This is a genomic window from Pseudomonas sp. LB3P81, from assembly GCF_054897965.1.
In genome coordinates this window covers 904,224-926,401 of sequence record NZ_JBUBVG010000001.1, presented here as the reverse complement: position 1 = coordinate 926,401, position 22,178 = coordinate 904,224, and the positions used below count along the sequence as shown (strand labels likewise).

The following is a 22,178-nucleotide window of genomic DNA, read 5'->3' as shown; positions in this document are numbered from 1 at the left end:
ATTAATACGGGATATACTGGTATTACCCCGTGTGACAACGATTCTGAATTGTTCGCAGCTCCATTCCCGTACAAAACCCTCCTGTAGGAGCGAGCTTGCTCGCGAAAAACCTCCAGGCACTGCGATCACTCAGGCAGTTAGCGTCATCGTTTACCTCCATCGCGAGCAAGCTCGCTCCTACAGTAGTCACCGCCATGACCGAGCTGGATCGATACCTGCAAGCCGCCACGCGCGACAACACCCGCCGTAGCTATCGAGCGGCCATCGAGCATTTCGAAGTGAGTTGGGGCGGCTTTCTGCCAGCCACTGCCGACAGCGTCGCGCGCTATCTGGTGGCGTACGCCGGTGAGTTATCGATCAATACGCTGAAGCTGCGCTTGTCGGCGCTGGCGCAGTGGCATAACAGCCAGGGGTTTGCCGATCCCACCAAGGCGCCCGTTGTGCGCAAGGTGTTCAAGGGCATTCGCGCACTGCACCCGGCGCAGGAGAAGCAGGCTGAGCCATTGCAGCTTCAACATCTGGAGCAAGTGGTGACCTGGCTTGAGCAGGAAGCACAAATCGCCAAATCACAAAACGATCAACCTGCTCTGCTAAGAGCCCGGCGCGATATGGCACTGATCCTGTTGGGCTTCTGGCGCGGTTTCCGTAGCGACGAGTTGTGTCGACTACAGATCGAGCACGTTCAGGCCAGTGCCGGCTCAGGCATCACTCTGTATCTGCCACGCAGCAAGAGCGACCGCGAAAACCTCGGCAAGACCTACCAGACACCGGCATTGCAGCGCCTGTGCCCGGTGCAGGCGTACATCGCCTGGATGACCGAGGCCGCATTGGTGCGCGGGCCGGTGTTCCGTGGCATTGACCGTTGGGGGCATCTGAGTGAGGAGGGGCTGCACGCCAACAGCGTGATCCCGTTGTTGCGCCAGGCACTGGAACGCGCTGGCATTCCGGCCGAGCAGTACACCAGTCACTCCCTGCGACGCGGTTTTGCCACCTGGGCCCATCAAAGTGGTTGGGACTTGAAGTCGCTGATGAGCTACGTGGGCTGGAAGGATATGAAGTCGGCGATGCGCTACGTAGACGCCAATCCGTTTCTCGGGATGGCCCGGATGTCTGAAAGGCCGTTGGCGCCGTAGATATCGTTTCCTTCTATTAATACTGTCGGCTAATAGCGAAAACCCATCAGCAGCATCAAGTTTGCCAATGAGCCATCCGTCCGTCGAGTGGGTAGAGTTCACTCCATCAACTTCTTAACCCCTGACGGAGAGTCAACGATGCCTATCATCAACAGCCAAGTTAAACCGTTCAAAGCTACCGCCTACAAAAATGGCGACTTCGTACAAGTGTCGGACGCTGACCTGAAAGGCAAGTGGTCTGTCGTGTTCTTCTACCCAGCCGACTTCACCTTCGTTTGCCCGACCGAACTGGAAGACCTGGCTGACAACTACGACGCGTTCCAGAAACTGGGCGTCGAAATCTACAGCGTTTCCACTGACACCCACTTTGCCCACGCTGCCTGGCACAACACTTCGCCAGCCATCGGCAAAATCCAGTACACCATGATCGGCGACCCGACCCACGCTATCTCCCGCAACTTTGACGTACTGATCGAAGAAGCCGGTCTGGCTGACCGTGGCACCTTCGTGATCAACCCTGAAGGCCAGATCAAAATCGTTGAACTGAACGATGGCGGCGTTGGCCGTGACGCTTCCGAGCTGCTGCGCAAAATCAAGGCTGCTCAGTACGTCGCTGCTCACCCAGGCCAGGTTTGCCCAGCCAAGTGGAAAGAAGGCGAGGCCACTCTGGCTCCGTCCCTGGACCTGGTCGGCAAGATCTAAGTCTGTGACACGCTTCATCAGGGCGGAATCCCGCACCTACTAAGTAAGCTGCACCGCCCAATAGAAAAGCCCGGGCGAGATTCGCTCGGGCTTTTTTTCGCCTCAAGAAAGCTAAGGAAATCGCCCGTATGTTGGACGCCAATCTTAAAGCCCAGTTGAAATCGTACCTGGAACGGGTCACTCAGCCGATCGAGATCGTTGCATCCCTCGACGACGGTGCGAAATCCCGGGAAATGCTCGAACTCCTGAAAGACGTTGCCAGTCTTTCCACCCAGATTACCTTGCTCGATAACGGTGACGACGCACGCAAGCCATCGTTCTCGATCAACCGCCCCGGTGCCGATATCAGCCTGCGTTTCGCCGGCATCCCGATGGGCCACGAATTTACCTCGCTGGTGCTGGCCTTGCTGCAAGTCGGCGGTCACCCCTCGAAAGCCAGCGCGGAAGTGATCGAACAGATCCGCTCGCTCAAAGGCCAGTTCAGCTTCGAGACTTACTTCTCGCTGTCCTGCCAGAACTGCCCGGACGTGGTTCAGGCGCTGAACCTGATGGCGGTACTGAACCCGAACATCCGCCACGTTGCCATCGACGGCGCGTTGTTCCAGGCCGAAGTCGATGATCGCAAGATCATGGCCGTGCCAAGCATTTACCTGAACGGCGAAATTTTCGGCCAGGGCCGCATGGGCCTGGAAGAAATCCTCGCCAGGATCGACACCAGCGGCGCCGAACGCCAAGCCGAAAAAATCAGCGCCAAAGAAGCCTTTGACGTGCTGGTCGTCGGCGGTGGTCCGGCCGGTGCTTCGGCAGCGATCTACGCCGCCCGTAAAGGCATTCGCACCGGTGTGGCGGCTGAGCGTTTTGGTGGGCAGGTGCTCGACACCATGGCCATCGAGAACTTCATTTCCGTGCAGGAGACCGAAGGGCCGAAACTGGCCAGCGCGCTCGAAGAACACGTCAAGCAGTACGACGTCGACATCATGAATCTGCAACGGGCTACCGCGCTGATTCCGGCGAAGAATCCCGGCGAGTTGCACGAGGTTCGTTTTGAAAGTGGCGCCACCCTCAAGACCAAGGCGCTGATCCTTGCCACGGGCGCGCGCTGGCGTGAAATGGGTGTGCCGGGCGAGCAGGAATACAAAGCCAAAGGCGTATGTTTCTGTCCGCACTGCGACGGCCCGCTGTTCAAAGGCAAGCGCGTAGCGGTGATCGGCGGCGGTAACTCCGGCGTTGAAGCGGCGATTGATTTGGCCGGTATTGTCAGTCACGTCACGCTGCTGGAATTCGACAGCAAGCTGCGCGCCGATGCCGTGCTGCAACGCAAGTTGTTCAGCCTTCCGAACGTCAATGTCATCACCAGCGCACTGACCAGCGAAGTGAAGGGTGACGGCCAGAAAGTGACCGGTCTGGTCTACAAGGATCGCGATTCGGGTGAGTTCAACACGGTCAATCTCGAAGGCATCTTCGTGCAGATCGGTTTGCTGCCGAACACCGACTGGCTCAAAGGCACCGTCGAGTTGTCGCCGCGTGGCGAGATCATCGTCGATGCGCGTGGCGAGACATCGTTGCCGGGTGTGTTTGCTGCCGGTGACGTGACGACCGTGCCGTACAAGCAGATCGTGATTGCAGTGGGCGAGGGCGCCAAGGCCTCCCTGAGCGCCTTCGATCACCTGATCCGGACATCGGCCCCGGCGTAATTGCCGACGCTGAAAACACAACCCCTGTAGGAGCGAGCTTGCTCGCGATGGTCGCCAACGATGACGCTGGGAGGCTGGCTCCCCGCGGCGATCTCAGGTTTTTCGCGAGCAAGCTCGCTCCTACAAAGGGACTTTACAGCGGCGCAGGCTGGATGATTTCGACCCAATAGGCATCCGGATCCTTGATGAACGCCAGGCTCTTCATGCGGCCGTCGCTCAGGCGCTTCTGGAAATCGCAACCCAACGCTTCGAAACGCTCGCACGCAGCGACAATGTCCGGCACCGAGATGCAAATGTGGCCGAAGCCGCGTGGGTCGGTGTTGCCGTTGTGGTAGGCAAAATCCGGGTCGTTCTCGGTGCCGTGGTTGTGGGTCAGTTCGAGGATGCCGGGGATCGATTTCATCCACTCGGTACGGGCCGCAGCATCGGCCGGGATCTGGTCTTTATCGACCAGTGCCAGGAAATACAGGCTGAACTCGGCTTCCGGAAAGTCGCGTTTTTCCACCAGCGAGAAACCCAAAATGCGCGTGTAGAAATCCAGTGACTTGGTGATGTCCTTGACCCGCAGCATGGTGTGGTTGAAGACGAACTTCCGGGTGGCGGTATCAGGTTGGGCGGTAACGCCTGGGAAGGTGTTCAATTCGTGCAGGCTCATGGGCCCTCCGGAAAATAAGTGGGGCTAACGAATGACGCCAATGATACGCAAGGGTTCAGGCATCACCAAACCCAAACCGTCGGCTATTGCCTGACAGGCTGGCGAGGCTCAGACTTTACGGTTCAATCCGTGAGTGTTCGTTGCAATGATCCGATTCTGTAAATCGCTGTTCGTTCTGATTGGCCTGCTGTCGGGCATTACTTGCGCTCATGCGCAGACGCCGATCGTGACTTGGCCAGATGGCTGGGAAGTTGAAGCGATCCCGCAGGATGATGCCAAGCCCCAGGTGTCCCGCCAGCGCGCGGTGAAGAATGATCAGGGCGGTACACCGGTGATGGTGATGGAGTTGACCGTGACGCCCGTGGAAAGCGGTCATCAGGTGAATTTGCAAGGCGTTTTGCTGGAGATGCGCAAGTCAGTGCAGAAGGACTTCTTCCTGGGTGGCTATCAAAGCGTCTGCAACAAAATCCATCCAGCGACACTGAGCCGGCTATCGGCACTGGAAACTACCTGCACGATTACCCAAAACGGCCGACATGTGCTGTCGCAAACATTGGTCGCGGCGGTGGATGCCGATAAGGCCTATGTTCTTTCGTACGCGGGGCAGGCCGAGGCTTATAAGGCAAGCCTGGATGAAATAGAGGCTGCTCGTAACAGCTTGAAACTTTAGTTGAAGGTTTGCGTGATCGTGCATTTCGCAATCTTTAGATACCCAAAGGGATTAAGCACAAAGTTAATCTGCAAGTAGCGAGTTGATCGATTCCAATCGTTGCATTTGGAATGGTATCCATGAAAAAAGCCCTGCGTAAGGCAGGGCTTTTTTTGTCACCGCGAGTACTTAGCCGCGCAGCCAGGAATCAACGGTGGCAGCACCGTATTGTTCCTTCCAGGCTTTCAGGCCGCGGTGGTTGCCGCCCTTGGTTTCAATCACTTCACCGGTGTGCGGGTTCTGATAAACCTTGACCACGCGAGCGCGGCGGGTTTTAGGCGCAGCGGCTTGTTGCAGGCCGGATTTGGCCGGGTTTGGATCGAGGATGGCGATGATGTCGCGCAGGCTCTTGCCGTAGGTTTTCATCAGCCCCTGGAGCTTTTCTTCGAATTCGATTTCTTTCTTGAGCCCGGCATCGTTCTTCAGGGATTCCAGCTGCTTGAGCTGCTCTTGAAGGGCCTTTTCAGCTGCACGAAATTCAGCGAGTCTGGACAATATCTTTACTCCAATAGTGTGTTTGGCTGATACCAACCGCAAACAAAGCTATAAGCCAAGAGCCTTGAAGCGACTCGGTGATAAATGGCTCCCCTGCGAATCTAGCGCAGGTATGAAAAATTGTAGTAGTTAATGGGCAAAGAGTAAATCATGACTTTTTCTTCATGTAACAAGAGTAGTCTTTTGATTCATATCGGTGCGCGACCTCGTTGTCTTATCGCATAAAGGCGCTAGTTAATGGTGACTTAATGCATCAACGAAGTCTGCACCGGGCATCGGCCGGCCGAACAGATAACCTTGCAAGAAGTTCACACCATGAGCGGTGAGATAATCACTCTGTTCCTCGGTTTCCACGCCTTCGGCAACGATGCCCAGATCGAGCTTGACCGAGAGTTCGATGATGCTGTCCAGAATGTGCCGGGAAAGCGCATCGGCGCCGATCATGGCGACAAAGCTCTGGTCGATTTTCAGGAAATCCACATTGAACTGGCGCAGGTAACCCAGGCTTGAGTGACCAGTGCCAAAGTCGTCGATGGCGATCATCACGCCCAGCGCGTGAAGCTGCTCAAACAACTGCAAGGTGATGGCGGTTGGCTCGATCAGTTCGCGTTCGGTCAACTCCAGCACCAGATGGATGGAGCCCGGCGCAAAGGCGCCGAGAAACTCCCGGCAATCCTCGACCAGTTCCAGGTCCTTGCAGTGGCTGGCAGTGATGTTGATGCCGATGTGAAACGGCTCGTCGAACGAGGAGGAGACAGGTGCCAGCAGTTGCGCAGTTTGCTGCATCAGTGAGCGAGTCATCGGTACGATCAGGCCAGAGTGCTCGGCAAACGGGATGAACAGGTCAGGGCGAACCAGGCCTTCCTTCGGATGATTCCAGCGCATCAATACTTCGGTGCCGGACCACTTCTTGTTCGCGCCATGCACCACTGGCTGAAAATACGGAACAAACTTCGCCGCCTCCAGCGCACGCTTTAGTTCATGACTGGGCGACGTCGAACGCTTTTGCAAAACATGTCCAATCAGGCCGGACGCGACGCCAAAAAAGATCAGCAAGCTGAACAGCGGCGGATACTCGCGGCTCATGTAACGCCAGGTCTCACCCTCGGGGAAACCCGCCGCGACGGTGAAGGCGTAACGCGAGGACATCATTTTACTTTCGGCGACGGGCAGGGCGGGCAGGGCCTCTTCGTGGACCTTGCCGTCGGCCGACAACCAGCTTGGGCCGACTCGCAGCAACAGCAATATCTTGCGGCCAATCAAGCGCAGCATGTTACTCAAGTGATAACCGTCCAGGGTGGTCAATGCCCCCTGTTTTCCTTCGCTGAGCCGGTACACCAACAACGCGGTATTGGGCGTGACCGGGTTGCCGTTCATGAGCCATAACTTGCCTTGGGTGTAATCGCCGGCGTTGACCTTTTCCTGATAGTCACCAAACAACGAACTGCAATAGAGGTTGTCGTCCCACACCATACTCGTCGAGCGCACGAACGGACGGCGGGTGACCTGTTCGCGCAAGGCCAGTTTGACGTCGTTGCAGGGCTGACCGGCCAACGGCATTAACTCACGCGCGGCCTGGGCGGTGTTGTCGAGCATCAGGTCGAATTGGCGGATGGCTTCTTCGGCGGTCAGTTGGGTGCTTTGCTGAAGTGCACGCTCAGCCTGCACGTACAGAATGGCGAACCCCAGCAGCATCGGGAGCAAACCGCTCAATACCGTCACAGCAATCCGTGTGCCGCGTTTACCGCGGGTTTTGACAGTCAGTGGCATTCGCGAAACCTGTAACGATGAAGTAGGGCTCTCAAATGCTGGCAGGACAACGGCACGCCTCCCAAAAAGAGTTCGGTCAGGGGCCATGATAGTTGGCGTTCAAGGCTTGTGCCGTTCAACGGAAGTCCAGACTTGTAGCAAGTTTGATAAAGGCCAGCGCTGCCGGTGAAGACTGACGCTGGTCGAGCACCGCCAGGCCGACCAGGCGTGCGACCGCTGGCGATAGCGGTTTTTTCACATAGCGGTTGTCGCGGTCGTCGGGCAGTGAACCTTCGGCGACTACCGTTAACGCATCGCCACGGCCAACAGTGTCCAGCGTGCTCAGCAGTTGCGAGCAGCGGAAGCGAATGTTGGGCGTCAGTTGCGCTGCACTGAACAAGCGCGATACCAGTTCCGAAGAGCCGGCTTCGGTCAGCACGAATGGGTCGTGGCATAAGTCGCCCAGGCATACGCTTTCGCGAACAGCCAGCGGATGATCGACGGGCAGCAACGCGACCATCTGGTCCTCGATCAGCGCGAAGGTGTCGAAGCGCTCCTGCGGCAACACCACGAAGCCAATGTCGATGCGCCGCTCTTCCAGCCACTGGATTACCTGACGGTCGGGACCTTCATCAATGTGGACTTCGATGCCCGGGTGAGCGGCGCGGTAGTGCTGCAGTATTTTAGGCAGCAGCTTGATCGACGAAGTCGGACCGAACGAGCCGATGCGCAGCGTGCCGCGTTTCATTCCGCGAGCATCGGCCGCTTCCTGGCGCAAGGTGTTGGCCAGCCCGAGCATCGCCCGGGCCCGCAGCAACAGTTGTTGGCCGATATCGCTGAGTTCGACTTGGGACTGATGCCGACGCAGCAGTTCGACACCCAACTCCTGCTCCAGCGACTTGAGGGCGTGAGACACCGCGGATTGCGAAATTCCCAGACGATTGGCCGCCGCTGTGAAGCCGTGCAGCTCGGCCACCAGCGAGAAAATCTCCAGTTGGGTGAGGGTCATGAGTGTTTACTCATTTTACGATGATCTGGTATTAGCGGAATGATACGTCATCTGTTGGACTTCTCAATCCGGGGACCTATGACTGCATATGAACACAGGGTGTCGGAACCCTCCGACGTGGCGGTGTATTTCAAGCTCGCTACCGTCACCATGATCTGGGGTGGCACCTTCGTTGCCGGGCGCTTTCTGGCAGACAGCCTCAGCCCGTTGCTCGCCGCCAGCCTGCGATTCTTGCTGGCGAGTGTGGCGCTACTGCTGTTTTTGCTGGTGGCCCGCGTGCCGCTGGCGCGGCCCAGCCCCAGGCAATGGCTGCAACTGACGCTGCTGGGGTTCTTCGGCATCTTCTTCTACAACCTGTGCTTCTTTTATGGCCTGCATTACATCAATGCCTCCCGGGCGTCATTAATCGTGGCGCTGAACCCGGCGGTCATCGGCCTGGCCTCGTGGCTGCTGTTCAAGGAGCGCTTGAGTCGGGTGAAGGTCGTCGGCATTGCGATCTGCATTGCGGGAGCGAGCCTGGTGATTGTCAGCCGCAACCCGCAGTTGCTGGCTGGCAATGCCGACGCGTGGATCGGCGATCTGCTGATTTTCGGCTGCGTCCTGGGCTGGGGGATTTACTCGCTGTGCTCCAAAACGCTGAATCAGACCCTTGGGCCGGTGCAAACGGTGACGTATTCGATCTTGCTTGGCACGGTGATGCTCTGGGTTGCCAGTGCCGTCAGGGGCGAGTTGAGCATTGCGACGCTGGTCAGTCTGGGTCCGACGCAATGGTTGAGCCTGATGTACCTGGGCGTTTTGGGCTCGGCACTGGCGTACATCGGCTATTACGATGGCATCCGCAAAATCGGCGCGACCCGTTCCGGCGTGTTCATTGCCTTGAACCCGCTGACCGCGGTCATCCTCGGCGCGTTGCTGTTGGGCGAGCAACTGACCTTGCCGATGTGTCTGGGTGGCGGCCTGATTCTGGCGGGGATTTTCCTGTGCAACAAACCCCTTGCGCGAGCAGGGAAAAAGGGGATTTGATACAGAAGGCGGACAAACCTATTTACGCTGTGTAGAATCCGGTTACGCATATAAGAATAATCGTCTTCTGGCAGCAGAAGCCTCGCCCGCATTAGCCTTGGGTCGACAATGAAGAGTTTTGGGTTTCAATTGATCTACGGTGACTTCCTCGCCCGCAGCGTGCGTGGCATCTCCTGCGCGCCACCCGCCGGTCTCAGCATTGCCAGCAACTAACGATCCGTTAATTGACCAGAAAATGATGAGGCGCCGACCATGGCAGATTTATACGAAAACCCAATGGGCCTGATGGGCTTTGAATTCATCGAATTCGCATCGCCAACCCCGAACACCCTGGAGCCGATCTTCAAGATCATGGGCTTCACCAAGGTCGCGACCCACCGCTCCAAAGACGTGCACCTGTATCGCCAGGGCGCGATCAACCTGATCCTCAACAACGAACCCCACAGCGTTGCTTCGTACTTCGCGGCCGAGCACGGCCCGTCGGTGTGCGGCATGGCATTCCGGGTCAAGGATTCGCAAAAGGCCTACAAGCGCGCACTGGAACTCGGCGCGCAGCCGATCCACATCGAAACCGGTCCGATGGAACTGCACCTGCCAGCCATCAAAGGCATCGGCGGCGCGCCGCTGTACCTGATCGACCGTTTTGGTGAAGGCAGTTCGATCTACGACATCGACTTCGTGTTCATCGAAGGCGTTGACCGCAACCCGGTCGGCGTCGGTCTGAAGATCATCGACCACCTGACTCACAACGTGTATCGCGGTCGGATGGCGTACTGGGCGAACTTCTACGAGAAGCTGTTCAACTTCCGTGAAATCCGCTACTTCGACATCAAGGGCGAATACACCGGCCTGACCTCCAAGGCGATGACCGCGCCGGACGGCATGATCCGCATTCCGTTGAACGAAGAGTCGTCCAAGGGCGCCGGTCAGATCGAAGAGTTCCTGATGCAGTTCAACGGCGAGGGCATCCAGCACGTGGCGTTCCTCAGCGAGGATCTGATCAAGACCTGGGATCACCTGAAAAGCATCGGCATGCGCTTCATGACCGCGCCTCCGGAAACCTATTACGAAATGCTCGAAGGCCGTTTGCCGAACCACGGCGAGCCGGTTGATCAACTGCAAGCGCGGGGCATTCTGCTGGACGGTTCGTCCGAGTCGGGCGACAAGCGTCTGCTGTTGCAGATCTTCTCGGAAACCCTGATGGGGCCGGTGTTCTTCGAGTTCATCCAGCGTAAGGGCGACGATGGGTTCGGCGAAGGCAACTTCAAGGCGCTGTTCGAATCGATCGAACGTGACCAGGTTCGTCGTGGCGTGTTGTCCACCGACTAAACCGTTTTAGGTCAAAAGATCGCAGCCTTCGGCAGCTCCTACAGGGTGTACATCTGTAGGAGCTGCCGAAGGCTGCGATCTTTTGCTTTTAAGGGCGTCGATGCCGTACCAGATGCTTGAACCCTTCGAACATCAACACCAGCACCGCCATCCAGATCGGAATGTAGGTCAGCCATTCACCGGCCTTGATGCTTTCCCCGAGCAGCAACGCGACGCCCAGCAACAGCACCGGCTCGACATAGCTCAACAGCCCGAACAGGCTGAACGGCAACAGCCGGCTGGCGATGATGTAGATCACCAGCGCCGAGGCGCTGATCACGCCAAGGATCGGGATCAATAACGACAGCCATGGATGCTGATCAAACACGTTGAAACCTTGCTCGCCCGTCTGAACGAACCAGAAGGCCACGGGCAGCGTCAATGCCATGTCCAGCCACAAGCCGCCCAGGTTATCCGTCGCCAGACGTTTGCGCAGGATGAAATAGGTCGGATAGCCGACGCAAACCAGCAAGGTCGCCCAGGAAAAACCACCGACCTGATACACCTCGTTGATCACACCGAGGCTGGCAAAAAACACGGCAACCTTCTGCAGATAGGAAAGGCGCTCACCGTAGACGAGTCGCCCGGTCAGGACCATGGTCAACGGCAACAGAAAATAACCCAGCGACACATCGAGGCTGTAGCCATTGAGTGGCGCCCACATGAACAGCCAGAGTTGCACGCTGACCAAGGCAGAAGAGGCGATCAGGCCAGGGATCAGTTTCGGCCAGGCGGCGGCTCGCCGGACAATCTCGATCACGCGCTTCCATTCCCCGGACACCAGCATGAACACGGTAATGCACGGCACCGTCAGCAGCATTCGCCAACCGAAAATTTCCACACCGCTCAACGGGGTGAGCAGTGAGGTGTAGTAATACATGACGGCAAACAGCACTGAGGCCGAAACCGATAGAGCGATACCTTTAGACAAACTGCCCTCGCGAAGTGGAAGGTGAAACGGGGGGCGGAGGATACGTGGTTTTACGGTCGAATATTGACTAACCGATCAACACCGACCAACTGTAGGAGCGAGCTTGCTCGCGATGGTGTGTCAGTTGACACCGATGTGGCTGATACACCATCGCGAGCAAGCTCGCTCCTACAGTAGGTCTTGTGTTTCTTCAGTTGCTGTGAGGTTTACGGCCCGATACGAAATGGCTCACATCATTGAACCCCGGCGTCGACGCATGCCCCGGCGTCACCAGCGAATCGATAAACGCATCATCCTCAGCGGTAATCTTCACCGCCAGGGCCTTAGTGTAGGCGTCCCATTGTTCTTCGGTACGTGGCCCGACAATGGCAGAAGTGACGGCGCTGTTGTTCAGCACCCAGGCAATCGCGAACTCGACAATGCCCACGCCACGACTTTGCGTGTATTGCTGGATCTGCTGGGCGATGCGCAGGGATTCCACCCGCCATTCCGTTTCCAGAATGCGTTTGTCTGCGCGACCGGCGCGACTGTTGGCGTCCGGTTTTACATCCGGCGCGTATTTGCCGCTGAGCACCCCGCGCGCCAGCGGGCTGTAAGGCACCACACCCAGACCATAGGTTTGCGCGGCAGTGATCTGTTCGGTTTCGGCCTGACGGTTGACGATGTTGTACAACGGCTGGCTGATGACGGGGCGGTCGACGCCCATTTTGTCGGCGATGCGGATCACCTCGGCGATGCGCCAGCCGCGGTAGTTCGACAAACCCCAATAGCGGATTTTGCCCTGGCGAATCAGGTCGCCGATGGCCGACACCGAGACGTCCAGCGGCGTGTTGTGGTCTTCGCGGTGCAGGTAATAGATGTCGAGGTAGTCGGTACCCAGGCGCGTGAGGCTGGCGTCGATACCGTTGAAAATATGCTTGCGGCTCAGGCCGCTGCGGTTTGGCACGCCGTCCACCGGACCGTAACCGACCTTGGTGGCGAGCACCCATTCGTGGCGGTTACCGGCAATCGCTTCGCCGACAATTTCTTCAGAGCGGCCGCCGGTGTAGACGTCGGCGGTGTCGATGAAATTGATGCCCTGGTCCCAGGCCTTGTCGATGATCCGCAGGGAATCTTCGGTGCTGGTCTGTTCGCCGAACATCATGGTGCCCAGGGTCAGGGTGGACACCTGCAAACCCGAATGACCCAGCGTGCGATAGCTCATGAGGAAATCCTTTTACCGGTGGGAAAGGCTCAATCAAATACCAGAACAACCGCGCGGATCAAAGTGAAATAACGACCCCCCCCGAATCAAAAATGTGGGAGCGGCGGTGCGACGATTCGACTTGCTCGCGAAGGCGGTTCAACATTCAACAAACCTGTTGACTGACGCTCCGCTTTCGCGAGCAAGCCCGCTCCCACATTGAATTTTCGTTGATCAGACGCGCAGCGTGCGTGTCATGCGCAACGCCAGCAGACTCCCGCAAACAATCACGCCCGCCAGCAGGTACAACGCCGCATCGGTCGAACCGGTGCTGTCCTTGACCCAACCCACCAAATACGGACTGAGGAACCCCGCCATCTGGCCCATGGAGTTAATCAACGCCAGACCACCCGCCGCAGCGCCGGCACTCAGCAGCGCAGTCGGCACCGGCCAGAACATCGGCAAACCAGTAAGGGCGCCCATGGTGGCGATGGTCAGGCCGAGGATGGCGATGGCCGGGCTGGCGGCGAAGTTCACGGCGATCAGCAGGCCGACAGCGCCCATCAACATTGGCACTACCAAATGCCAGCGACGTTCTTTGCGCAAGTCCGCCGAGCGACCGACCATCAACATGAACACCGCCGCCAGCAGGTACGGAATGGCGCTCAACCAGCCGATCACCAGGTTATCGCTGAAGCCCAGGTTCTTGATGATCGACGGCAGCCAGAAGTTGATCGCATAAACACCGCTCTGGATGCAGAAATAGATCAAGCCGAACGCCCAGATCGCCGGGTTCTTGAACACCGCCAGCAATGAGTCGGTAGTGGTTTTCGGTTTGTTGGCCAGGTCTTCGGCGTGGTCGGCCTCAAGCACCGAACGTTCGAACGGCGTGAGCCATTTGGCGTTGGCGTAACTGTCGCTGAGCAGGAAGTAGGCTAGGGCACCGAGGATCACGGTCGGAATGCCTTGCAGCAAAAACATCCACTGCCAGCCGGCCAAACCGCCTTGACCCGCGGCGAAGTGGTTGAGAATCCAGCCGGAAAACGGGCTGCCGAGCAGGCCGGACACCGGAATCGCCGACATGAACAGCGCCATGATGCGGCCACGGCGGAAGGTCGGGAACCACTGCGAGAGGTACAGCACCACGCCCGGGAAGAACCCGGCTTCGGCCGCGCCGGTGAACAGGCGCAGGGTGTAGAACTCGGTCGGGGTGGTGACGAACAGCAGGCAGGTCGACAGCGTGCCCCAGACGATCATCATCAGCGCGATCCAGCGTCGCGGGCCGAATCTGGTCAACGCCAGGTTGCTCGGTACACCGCACAGCACGTAGCCGATAAAGAAAATCCCGGCACCGAGGCCGTACACGGTTTCGCTGAATTTCAGTGCGTCGAGCATCTGCAGCTTGGCAAATCCAACGTTCACCCGGTCGAGGTAGTTGAACAGGTAGCAGATGAAGATGAAGGGAATCAAACGCAAAGTAATGCGTTTGTAGACGGCATTTTTTTCGTCAACGATGGCCTGGGTAGCGGCGGCGCTCTGTGACATGGCGGGCTCTCTCTTTATTATGATTTTTTGCGACGCAACGGGTAACGTTGATCGCCCTGAGAGTCTCGGCCACCCTGATGGCTGCTGTCTTTGTGCCTGAGCACAGGGTTTGTCGTCCAGCCCTGTGCGGCTGAACAATCACCCTTTCAAGGATCATCCTCATGTTCGAACTCGATCACGACCTGGCGCAGGACATCGTCGACCGGGCGATGGCGATCCTGCCGTACAACGTCAACGTCATGGACAGTCAGGGATTGATCCTCGGCAGCGGTGAACCGGAGCGGGTCAACACCCGCCATGAAGGCGCACAGTTGGTGCTGGCCAACGGGCGCGTGGTGGAAATCGATGCGCAAACGGCGATCCATCTCAAAGGCGTGCAGCCGGGGATCAACTTGCCTCTGTTGCTCGATCAACGTTTGATTGGTGTGCTGGGCATCACCGGCGAACCGGAACAATTACGCACCTATGCCGAACTGGTGCGCATGACCGCCGAGATGCTGGTGGGCCAGCGCAACCAACAAGCCGAGCAGCAATGGCGGCGTCAACGTTGCGATGACTTGCTGGCGCTGTTGCTGAGCGAGGCGGGGGATTCGCCGCGGCTGATTGATGAAGCGCAGCAGCTGGGGCTCAAACCGCAGATGACACGGGTGCCGTATCTGTTCGAGCTGGGGATGGAACACGGGCCGGGGCAAACCGTCGAGGCGCTCAGCGCTTGGCTGACCTCGCGTTACCCGGACAGTTGGTGCGTGAGTTCGGCCAAGTCGTCGTTGCTGTGGTGCCGACCGGCCAACCAGGCAATCGAGAACGATCGGCTGCTGGAAAAGCTCGACGGCCTTGGCTTGAATATCTTGCGCATTGCCGTGGGCGGGCAGGCGGATGGCTTGTCGGGCTTGCGGCGTTGCTATCGGCGGGTCGGCGATTTGCTGGCCTATGGGCGTGATGTCCTGCCTCATTCGCGCCTGCTGACGCTGAGCCGTTATCGCCTGCCGGTGATGCTCTGGCGGCACCGCAACGACGATGCGCTGGACGAATTGCTCAAACCATTGCGCAAAGTCATCGCCAAGGACGGTAATGGTCAGTTGCTGGCGACCTTGCGCAGTTGGTGCGATCACGATGGCCAGAGTCAGGCATGCGCCGATGCGTTGGGGATTCATCGCAACAGTTTGCGTTATCGGATGGAGCGGATTGCCGAGCTCAGCGGCGTGGACCCGTTGCGCCTCGATGGCATGCTCGCCCTCTACCTCGGCGTCCAGCTGCTCCCGCAGACCGACGCGCAACCACAATAGGTACACCCTCCCTGTAGGAGCTGCCGCAGGCTGCGATCTTTTGATCTTGATTTATCAGAGCAAGATCAAAAAATCGCAGCCTGCGGCAGCTCCTGCATTGAAAGGTGCGCACAGATGGGTTTGTAGAAATGAACAATAATCCTCCGTGCCACTTGTGCACTGGACCGGCGTTATTGTTCGGACCTGCTGGCAGCATGGGGGCATTGGAACTGGAGAATTCGCATGAAGATCGTCATCGCCCCCGATTCGTTCAAGGACAGCCTGAGTGCCCAGGGTGTGGCCGATGCCATTGCCCTCGGGCTGGCGCAAGTCTGGCCCGATGCGCAGTTGATCAAATGCCCGATGGCCGATGGTGGAGAAGGCACGATCGAATCGATTCTGGCCGCCTGCGAAGGTCAGCTGCGGCGAATCAATGTTCGCGGACCGCTAGGCACAACGGTCGATGCCGCGTGGGGCTGGCTGCCACAGAGCCTGACCGCAATCATCGAAATGGCCGAGGCCAGTGGCCTGCAACGGGTTCCTCCGGGGCAGCGTGATGCCTGTGTCAGCAGCACGTTCGGCACCGGCGAGCTGATCCGCGCCGCACTCGATGCCGGGGCGCAACGGGTGATCCTCGCGATTGGCGGTAGCGCCACCAACGATGGCGGCGCGGGGGCGATGCAAGCGCTGGGTGTAAAGCTGCTGGATGCCCAAGGCGAAACCCTGGCGCCGGGCGGACTGGCGCTGGGGCAACTGGCCCGCATCGATTTGAGTGACCTCGATCCGCGTCTGGCCGAAGTACGCTTCGATATCGCCGCCGACGTCAATAATCCGCTGTGCGGCCCCCATGGTGCCTCTGCGATTTTCGGCCCGCAGAAAGGCGCCTCACCGGAGCAGGTCGAGCAACTGGACCGCGCCCTCGGACACTTCGCCGAACGCTGCGCCCAGGTTTTGAACAAAGACGTACGTGACGAACCGGGCAGCGGTGCGGCGGGCGGTCTGGGGTTTGCCGCCAAGGCGTTTCTCGGTGCGCAGTTCAAGGCCGGGGTTGAAGTGGTCGCCGAACTGGTTGGCCTGGCCGAGGCGGTGAAGGGCGCTGACCTGGTGATCACCGGCGAAGGCCGCTTCGATGCGCAGACCTTGCGCGGCAAGACACCGTTTGGCGTCGCGCGCATCGCTCGGCAACACGGCGTACCGGTCATCGTCATCGCCGGCACGTTGGGCGAGGGTTATCAGGCGCTGTACGAGCATGGCATTGATGCCGCGTTTGCCCTGGCGAGCGGGCCGATGACACTGGAGCAGGCATGCGCCGAGGCACCACGGTTGTTGCGTGAGCGGGCGAGCGACATTGCGCGCGTTTGGCGAATGGCAACACGCAAACCCTGACCCCAACTCAACTCATTGTGGCGAGGGAGCTTGCTCCCGCCGGGCTGCGCAGCAGCCCCAAAAGCGGCGGCTGCTGCGCACCCGAGCGGGAGCAAGCTCCCTCGCCACAAATGCTCTGTCGCCATGTGTTTCAGCCGTGAAACACTCGCAACCCCTTGAAAAATATTTCGCAAATCCCCGCATAAATCCTCAACCCCTGCCGATACAGATATCAGGCGCACACAAACCTATTACAACAGTGGCGCCAGACTGAACGGTGCGCTTCAACGCCCGCCCGCCAGTGATCACGGCAAGGATGCTCGAAGCCTCAATCACCGAGTACCGTCCTATGTCATTGCGTAATCTGAACATCGCGCCTCGAGCTTTCCTGGGTTTCGCCTTCATTGCCTTGCTGGTCATCGTGCTGGGTGTGTTTGCCGTGAACCGCATGTCGATCATCCGTCAGGCCTCGGTTGATATGGGCTCGACGCAACTGCCCAGCGTCGGCTTCCTCGGCAACATGAGCGAAAACGTCTTGCGCATGCGCATCCTCTCGTTCCGGGTGCTGGTCAACCGTGAGCCGGCCGCGCTGCAAGAGGCCCAGACCCGCATTGGTGTCCTCGTCGACAAGCTGCACAGTGCTCAGGCCAGTTATGCCGCGTTGCCCGCCCAGCCGGAAGAAATCGCGTTATACAAGACGTTCACGGTCACCCTGGAAAACTACATGCAGGCGCAGAGCCAGATGATGGAGCTGTCGCGGCAGAACAAGCTTGATGAGATGCGCAGCCTGATCAATACGCGGATCAAGGACGGCACCGACCAGATGGGCGAGCAGCTGAATAAACTGGTGGCGCTCAACACACGTTACGCGAAGACCGCGCTGACAGAGACGGGCGAGCAATACAACAACGCCATCACCGGCATCATCATCGTTGCGGTGGTCGCGGCGTTGATGACTGTGCTGCTGGCCTGGCTGCTGACCCGCAGCATCGTCACGCCGCTGAACCGCGCACTGCTGGCCGCCGAAACCATCGCCGGCGGCAACCTGACCCAAGCCATCGAAGTCGACGGCAAGGATGAGCCGGCCCGCTTGCTCAGCGCGTTGTCCGGCATGCAGAACAGCCTGCGCCAAACCATCGAGCAGATCGCCGGCTCCGCCACGCAACTGGGCGCTGCCGCCGAAGAACTCAGCACCGTCACGCAGGAAGCCTCCCGCGGCCTGCAACAGCAAAACAACGAAATCGAACAGGCCGCCACCGCCGTCAACGAAATGACCGCGGCCGTGGAAGAAGTAGCGCGTAACGCGGTCTCGACGTCCGAAGCCTCGAACCAGTCAACCCAGGCCGCCCGCGAAGGTCGCGATCGCGTGGTGGAAACCGTCGACGCGATCCAGACCATGACCCAGGACGTGCAAAACACCTCACTGATGATGGAAGGTCTGGCGGCGCAGGGACGGGATATCGGCAAGGTGCTGGACGTGATCCGCGCCATCGCCGAACAAACCAACCTGCTGGCGTTGAACGCGGCGATTGAAGCCGCACGCGCCGGTGAAGCCGGGCGTGGTTTTGCGGTGGTGGCGGACGAGGTTCGGGCGCTGGCGCATCGCACGGCGCAATCGACGCAGGAAATCGAGAAGATGGTCGCCGGCATTCAGAACGGCACCGGCAACGCGGTGTCGTCGATGCAGCAAAGCAATCAGCGCACCCAGAGTACTTTGGAAATGGCCCGTGCGGCGGGTGTGGCGCTGGAGCAGATCACCCAGTCGATCCATCTGATCAACGAACGCAACCTGGTGATCGCCAGCGCGTCGGAAGAACAGGCACAAGTGTCCCGCGAAGTGGACCGCAACCTGGTGAACATCCGCGACCTCGCCACCCAGTCCGCCGCCGGTGCCAACCAGACCAGCGCCGCCACGCACGAACTGTCGCGCCTGGCAGTGGATTTGAATGCGCTGGTGGCGCGGTTTGTGATTTGAACGCTGGCTTTGGCGTGATATTGCGCGAGTGTGGCGAGGGATGAACTGAGGTCAGGGGAGGAACTGACGTGAGGGGATTTATCTGTGGCGAGGGGATTTATCCCCGTTGGGTCGCGAAGCGGCCCCAAAAAGCTGCGGCTGCTGCGCAACCGAACGGGGATAAATCCCCTCGCCACAGGTTATCCCCTCACCACAGTATCAGGGCGGACCGCGCTACTCCGGTGGATCGATTTGATCCAGCACGCGGTTCGCGGTGATCTCCGCGAGCATGATGCTGTTGGAAATGCCCAGCAGGGCATAGCGCGATTCACTGTCCAGATGATCCACCAACTGATGCACCATCACATCGACCGAGGCCAGGGTTTCGACCAGGTAAACCATCAGGTTTTCGGTCGCGGCCTCGGGGTCGACGGCGAACAGTGTGCTGACGGTGCGCGGGGTGGCTTTGATGTCGGCAATCGACGGGATGTGAAACAGGACAGGCGATTCGGCTGCCTCGTTGGGGGTGTCTGGATCGGGTTGGGGCGGGGAGGTTGGGTCGGTGTTCGGCGGATTGGGTGAAGGCTTTTTCATTTGCTGAGTCCTCATGGGGCCAACCCTCCTGCTGCTAAACGAAGAGGGTGGCAGCTGCACGCAGGTTAGCAGACCGGGGACTCAGCAATCCGGCGCGCCCGAGGGCGCCCTACGTGCAGCTACCATCAAGTACAGGCAATGAGATACCTGCATGACAACAACATGCAAAAGCCGAGAAAATCACCGAGCTGCTAAACCCGATCACTGATGAGCAGTGACGCGAATCAAGTTACCGACGGCCCTCAAGGCGCACAAGCCGGCGGATTCTGGCGTAAGCGTAGGCAACGACGCAAGGTCTTGTAGCTTTCATCAAGTATCCCGTAGCAGTTTTAAACGCGTGCTATCGGGCTGCGTTTAAACAGCGAGTTCGCACCCCCATTGGTGCCCATGGGATGAAAAAGTCGCCGACAAAAACACCATTTTAAACAGCCGTCTTCCTGCTCCATGACAGGCAGATTCTCGCCTGGGTACGAGCTACAGCCATGATTCCTGCTGCCTCCCCGCACCGTACTCCATCGCCCATCAGTCGCCCTGTATAAAAACCCACCTGTCAACTCTGACAGTTTCGCTTTTCTGATTGTCGGCGCTTAATCCACGCGAAGACAGGTAGTCCTGCGACATGGGGTCGGTTTGTACCCGCCAGCTCCAGGCTGTTGAGCTACGTACGGTCATGGGAGCACCCATGGCTCAAAGGGCGTAACAGGAGAGAAGGAAGATGGCAAATATTCAGAGTAAAAGTGAACGAGCGAAGGCCAGTCGCGCTTATCTGAGAATGCGCAGCGGCTATCGTGCGAGTCTTGTAGAAAAACCCATTGGGTTCGATGACGATGACTTCGTCGATACCGGAAAAACCATCCTGCATGGTCCCAGGCTCCGGGACAGCAAGAAACTGACGGTGGAGATCCCTCGGTGGACCGATACTCCGCCTGAAGACCATTCGGATGTCGTTGAGCTGCTGTTGGACAGTGGCGATGGAAAAGGGTTTGTGGTGGTCGCCTCCCATACGTTTACCCGGCCCGTTGGCGAAGATGACTTCCTGGAGGTGTTCCCGTATCCAATTGACATCTCCATCAACGATCTACCGGAGTACGCGACCTGCCAGCTGAAATACGAGATCACGTACTACAACGATTCAGAAGACGAAAGCCCTGTTGAATCCTTCCTTTGTGATCGAGTTATACCCTACGAGGGCAGTCCACCCGAGGCACTGACGCTGGTTAATCCCTTGCTGGACGACACCAGCCTGCCTGCTGGCGGCAAGTTGGCACTCACCGTGCCATCGTCTCTCGAGTATGAATGGAAGGACGGTGATCAGATCGCCATTTATCTGTTCGATGTCACTAAAATTCCCGACGACCTGACGGGCATTACCCCTCTTCACTACGGCCCTCTGACGGATCCTGCGAACACACCCCCCGTTATCGATATCGATGCGCAGAAAATCCGTGACTTCGTCGACGCAGAGGCGCTGTTTCTTTACGTCATAAGAGACCAGGCGCTAAACGACAGTGTGCCCTCTCTATGGACGAAAGTGAGCCTCACCTGGGGAGCGTTGCCTACCCCTGTGGCGCCACCCACCGTGCCGCAAGCCGATCCCGGGCCGCTACTGGTAGAACATGCCCGGGATGGGGTCAGCGTCTGGTTTCCACGTCATGCAGCCTTTAAGCCGGGTGACACCGCCGAGCTGACGTGGGGCACCACTGTCGTAGTGAAAGATTTTCCCATTCCCGACAATGGTAATGCGCAAGTTGAGATTCCGGTAACGCCTGCGCAATTGATTTTGTTGGAGTACGGCGAAACCACCACCGGTAATAAACCCACGGATGTCAGCTACCGGTTGTTTCGCAAAGGTCGGCCATTTGGCCCTGCGAAAACGACCATCAACGTTAACTTCGAAGTTGCCATTCCATGGCTGCCCTGGCCGCCCGTAGTGGATTGGCCGACGCCGGTGCATCCGAGTTTGCTCATAGGCGAAGTGAAGAACCACGATGCCACCCGAACCAATCAGTTGACCCGTGCCGACAAAGATCAGGATGCAACCTTCACGTTCACTTGGTACGACAAGGCTGTTAACGGGCATGTCGTCAGCTTTTGGTGGAATGGCCAGGAGGTTGTCGAGGCTGAGCTTGCGTTCGACGATACGGCGGCACCCGGCCCAGCGCACAAGCCGGGGGACCCAGTGACCGTAACGATCCCATGGAAATACATCAAAGACGGGAAGAATGGTCCGAAAATCCCCGTCCAGTATTCGATCACCGCTACGGGTCTGGACAATGATCTCTATTCGGATATCACCGAGGTCGACGTCAATGCCATCACCATTGAACTCCCACGTGCGGACTTCCCGTCCGTCACGGGCAACTTTCCGAACTGTAATTCGCTGGAGGCAAATGGTGACCTTCGGGTGAAGATACCCGATCTCAGCACACTGCTGAAGGACGGAGACGATATCCGCGTCGTCTTTACACCCATGAAAGGAGAGAGTGGCGCGGACGATCCAATCACGCCTGCGATATTTACAGCCACTTACACCTTGGGCACGGATAAACCCATCACCGGGTTCGAGTTTCTTGTCACTCCCTACAACACGTGCATCAAACCGCTGTACGACGAGACCGGGGCAACCAACAGAAGGGGGCGGATGAGAATCCAGTACTTCTTCAATGACGGCACTGAAGACATTGGGTCGGAGCCCTATACCCGGATTACGGCATTCCATGACGGGGCGGGCGAGTGTCCCATTCCAAGACCCTGAACGATTCATTGGGCTGGACGCGGGCGGCTTCGTCCGTGTTCCCACCTGG

At 58.5% G+C, this 22,178-nt stretch carries 18 protein-coding genes and 1 pseudogene; 11 read left to right on the top strand and 8 right to left on the bottom strand.

Going from position 1 to position 22,178, the window contains the following annotated elements:
- Positions 1-194: 194 nt before the first annotated feature.
- From ACYZTL_RS04160 to ACYZTL_RS04145, 4 genes and pseudogenes are all read left to right on the top strand, one after another.
- A complete protein-coding gene (locus ACYZTL_RS04160) occupies positions 195-1,133 on the top strand; it encodes a site-specific integrase (protein WP_461950709.1) in 939 nt (312 codons plus the stop codon).
- 138 nt (positions 1,134-1,271) lie between these two features.
- Positions 1,272-1,835 carry an alkyl hydroperoxide reductase subunit C gene (gene ahpC / locus ACYZTL_RS04155; protein WP_008155117.1) on the top strand — a complete coding sequence of 188 codons (564 nt, stop codon included), beginning with the start codon at positions 1,272-1,274 and terminating at the stop codon, positions 1,833-1,835.
- Between the two features lie 128 nt (positions 1,836-1,963).
- A complete protein-coding gene (gene ahpF, locus ACYZTL_RS04150) occupies positions 1,964-3,529 on the top strand; it encodes an alkyl hydroperoxide reductase subunit F (protein WP_461950708.1) in 1,566 nt (521 codons plus the stop codon).
- Between the two features lie 47 nt (positions 3,530-3,576).
- Positions 3,577-3,654: pseudogene (locus ACYZTL_RS04145) on the top strand (outer membrane lipoprotein carrier protein LolA); the annotation flags it as partial.
- Positions 3,655-3,662: 8 nt separating this feature from the next.
- Here the strand turns inward: ACYZTL_RS04145 and gloA are convergent.
- Entirely contained in the window at positions 3,663-4,184 is a 522-nt protein-coding gene (gene gloA / locus ACYZTL_RS04140; RefSeq protein ID WP_461950707.1) for a lactoylglutathione lyase, read from the bottom strand.
- A 145-nt stretch (positions 4,185-4,329) separates the two neighbouring features.
- On the opposite strand from gloA, the gene ACYZTL_RS04135 reads away from it, so the two are divergent.
- On the top strand, positions 4,330-4,854 hold the full coding sequence (locus ACYZTL_RS04135; protein ID WP_461950706.1) for a DUF4946 domain-containing protein: 525 nt from the start codon (positions 4,330-4,332) through the stop codon (positions 4,852-4,854).
- Positions 4,855-5,022: 168 nt separating this feature from the next.
- Here the strand turns inward: ACYZTL_RS04135 and ACYZTL_RS04130 are convergent, their stop codons facing one another.
- From ACYZTL_RS04130 to ACYZTL_RS04120, 3 genes are all read right to left on the bottom strand, one after another.
- A complete protein-coding gene (locus tag ACYZTL_RS04130; RefSeq protein WP_461950705.1) occupies positions 5,023-5,388 on the bottom strand; it encodes a histone-like nucleoid-structuring protein, MvaT/MvaU family in 366 nt (121 codons plus the stop codon).
- Between the two features lie 234 nt (positions 5,389-5,622).
- Positions 5,623-7,158: an EAL domain-containing protein gene (locus ACYZTL_RS04125; protein ID WP_461950704.1), complete on the bottom strand. Its 1,536-nt coding sequence runs from the start codon at positions 7,156-7,158 to the stop codon at positions 5,623-5,625.
- A gap of 115 nt (positions 7,159-7,273) precedes the next feature.
- Entirely contained in the window at positions 7,274-8,146 is an 873-nt protein-coding gene (locus ACYZTL_RS04120) for a LysR family transcriptional regulator (RefSeq protein ID WP_461950703.1), read from the bottom strand.
- A gap of 78 nt (positions 8,147-8,224) precedes the next feature.
- Here ACYZTL_RS04120 and ACYZTL_RS04115 point away from each other — a divergent pair, with 78 nt between their 5' ends.
- Both ACYZTL_RS04115 and hppD read left to right on the top strand, forming a co-directional pair.
- A complete protein-coding gene (locus ACYZTL_RS04115) occupies positions 8,225-9,169 on the top strand; it encodes a DMT family transporter (protein WP_461950702.1) in 945 nt (314 codons plus the stop codon).
- 252 nt (positions 9,170-9,421) lie between these two features.
- On the top strand, positions 9,422-10,498 hold the full coding sequence (gene hppD / locus ACYZTL_RS04110) for a 4-hydroxyphenylpyruvate dioxygenase (protein ID WP_461950701.1): 1,077 nt from the start codon (positions 9,422-9,424) through the stop codon (positions 10,496-10,498).
- Between the two features lie 88 nt (positions 10,499-10,586).
- On the opposite strand, the gene rarD is transcribed toward hppD, so the two are convergent.
- The 3 genes from rarD to ACYZTL_RS04095 all read right to left on the bottom strand — a co-directional run bounded on the left by rarD (position 10,587) and on the right by ACYZTL_RS04095 (position 14,196).
- Entirely contained in the window at positions 10,587-11,468 is an 882-nt protein-coding gene (rarD, locus tag ACYZTL_RS04105; protein ID WP_461950700.1) for an EamA family transporter RarD, read from the bottom strand.
- Positions 11,469-11,658: 190 nt separating this feature from the next.
- Positions 11,659-12,672 carry an aldo/keto reductase gene (locus tag ACYZTL_RS04100; protein ID WP_461950699.1) on the bottom strand — a complete coding sequence of 338 codons (1,014 nt, stop codon included), beginning with the start codon at positions 12,670-12,672 and terminating at the stop codon, positions 11,659-11,661.
- Between the two features lie 213 nt (positions 12,673-12,885).
- Positions 12,886-14,196 (bottom strand): MFS transporter, encoded by a 1,311-nt coding sequence (locus ACYZTL_RS04095; protein ID WP_461950698.1) that lies wholly within the window; start codon positions 14,194-14,196, stop codon positions 12,886-12,888.
- A gap of 161 nt (positions 14,197-14,357) precedes the next feature.
- Between ACYZTL_RS04095 and ACYZTL_RS04090 the strand changes: the two genes are divergently transcribed.
- The 3 genes from ACYZTL_RS04090 (at position 14,358) to ACYZTL_RS04080 (ending at position 18,801) form a co-directional block, all read left to right on the top strand.
- Entirely contained in the window at positions 14,358-15,482 is a 1,125-nt protein-coding gene (locus ACYZTL_RS04090; protein ID WP_461950697.1) for a sugar diacid recognition domain-containing protein, read from the top strand.
- Positions 15,483-15,704: 222 nt separating this feature from the next.
- Positions 15,705-16,847: a glycerate kinase gene (locus tag ACYZTL_RS04085; protein ID WP_461950696.1), complete on the top strand. Its 1,143-nt coding sequence runs from the start codon at positions 15,705-15,707 to the stop codon at positions 16,845-16,847.
- A gap of 328 nt (positions 16,848-17,175) precedes the next feature.
- Positions 17,176-18,801, top strand: a complete 1,626-nt coding sequence (locus ACYZTL_RS04080; protein ID WP_461950695.1) for a methyl-accepting chemotaxis protein — start codon at positions 17,176-17,178, stop codon at positions 18,799-18,801.
- Between the two features lie 213 nt (positions 18,802-19,014).
- Here ACYZTL_RS04080 and ACYZTL_RS04075 read toward each other — a convergent pair whose 3' ends face one another.
- On the bottom strand, positions 19,015-19,374 hold the full coding sequence (locus tag ACYZTL_RS04075) for a DUF6124 family protein (RefSeq protein WP_461950694.1): 360 nt from the start codon (positions 19,372-19,374) through the stop codon (positions 19,015-19,017).
- A gap of 715 nt (positions 19,375-20,089) precedes the next feature.
- Here ACYZTL_RS04075 and ACYZTL_RS04070 point away from each other — a divergent pair.
- A complete protein-coding gene (locus tag ACYZTL_RS04070; protein WP_461950693.1) occupies positions 20,090-22,129 on the top strand; it encodes a hypothetical protein in 2,040 nt (679 codons plus the stop codon).
- Positions 22,130-22,178: the final 49 nt, after the last annotated feature.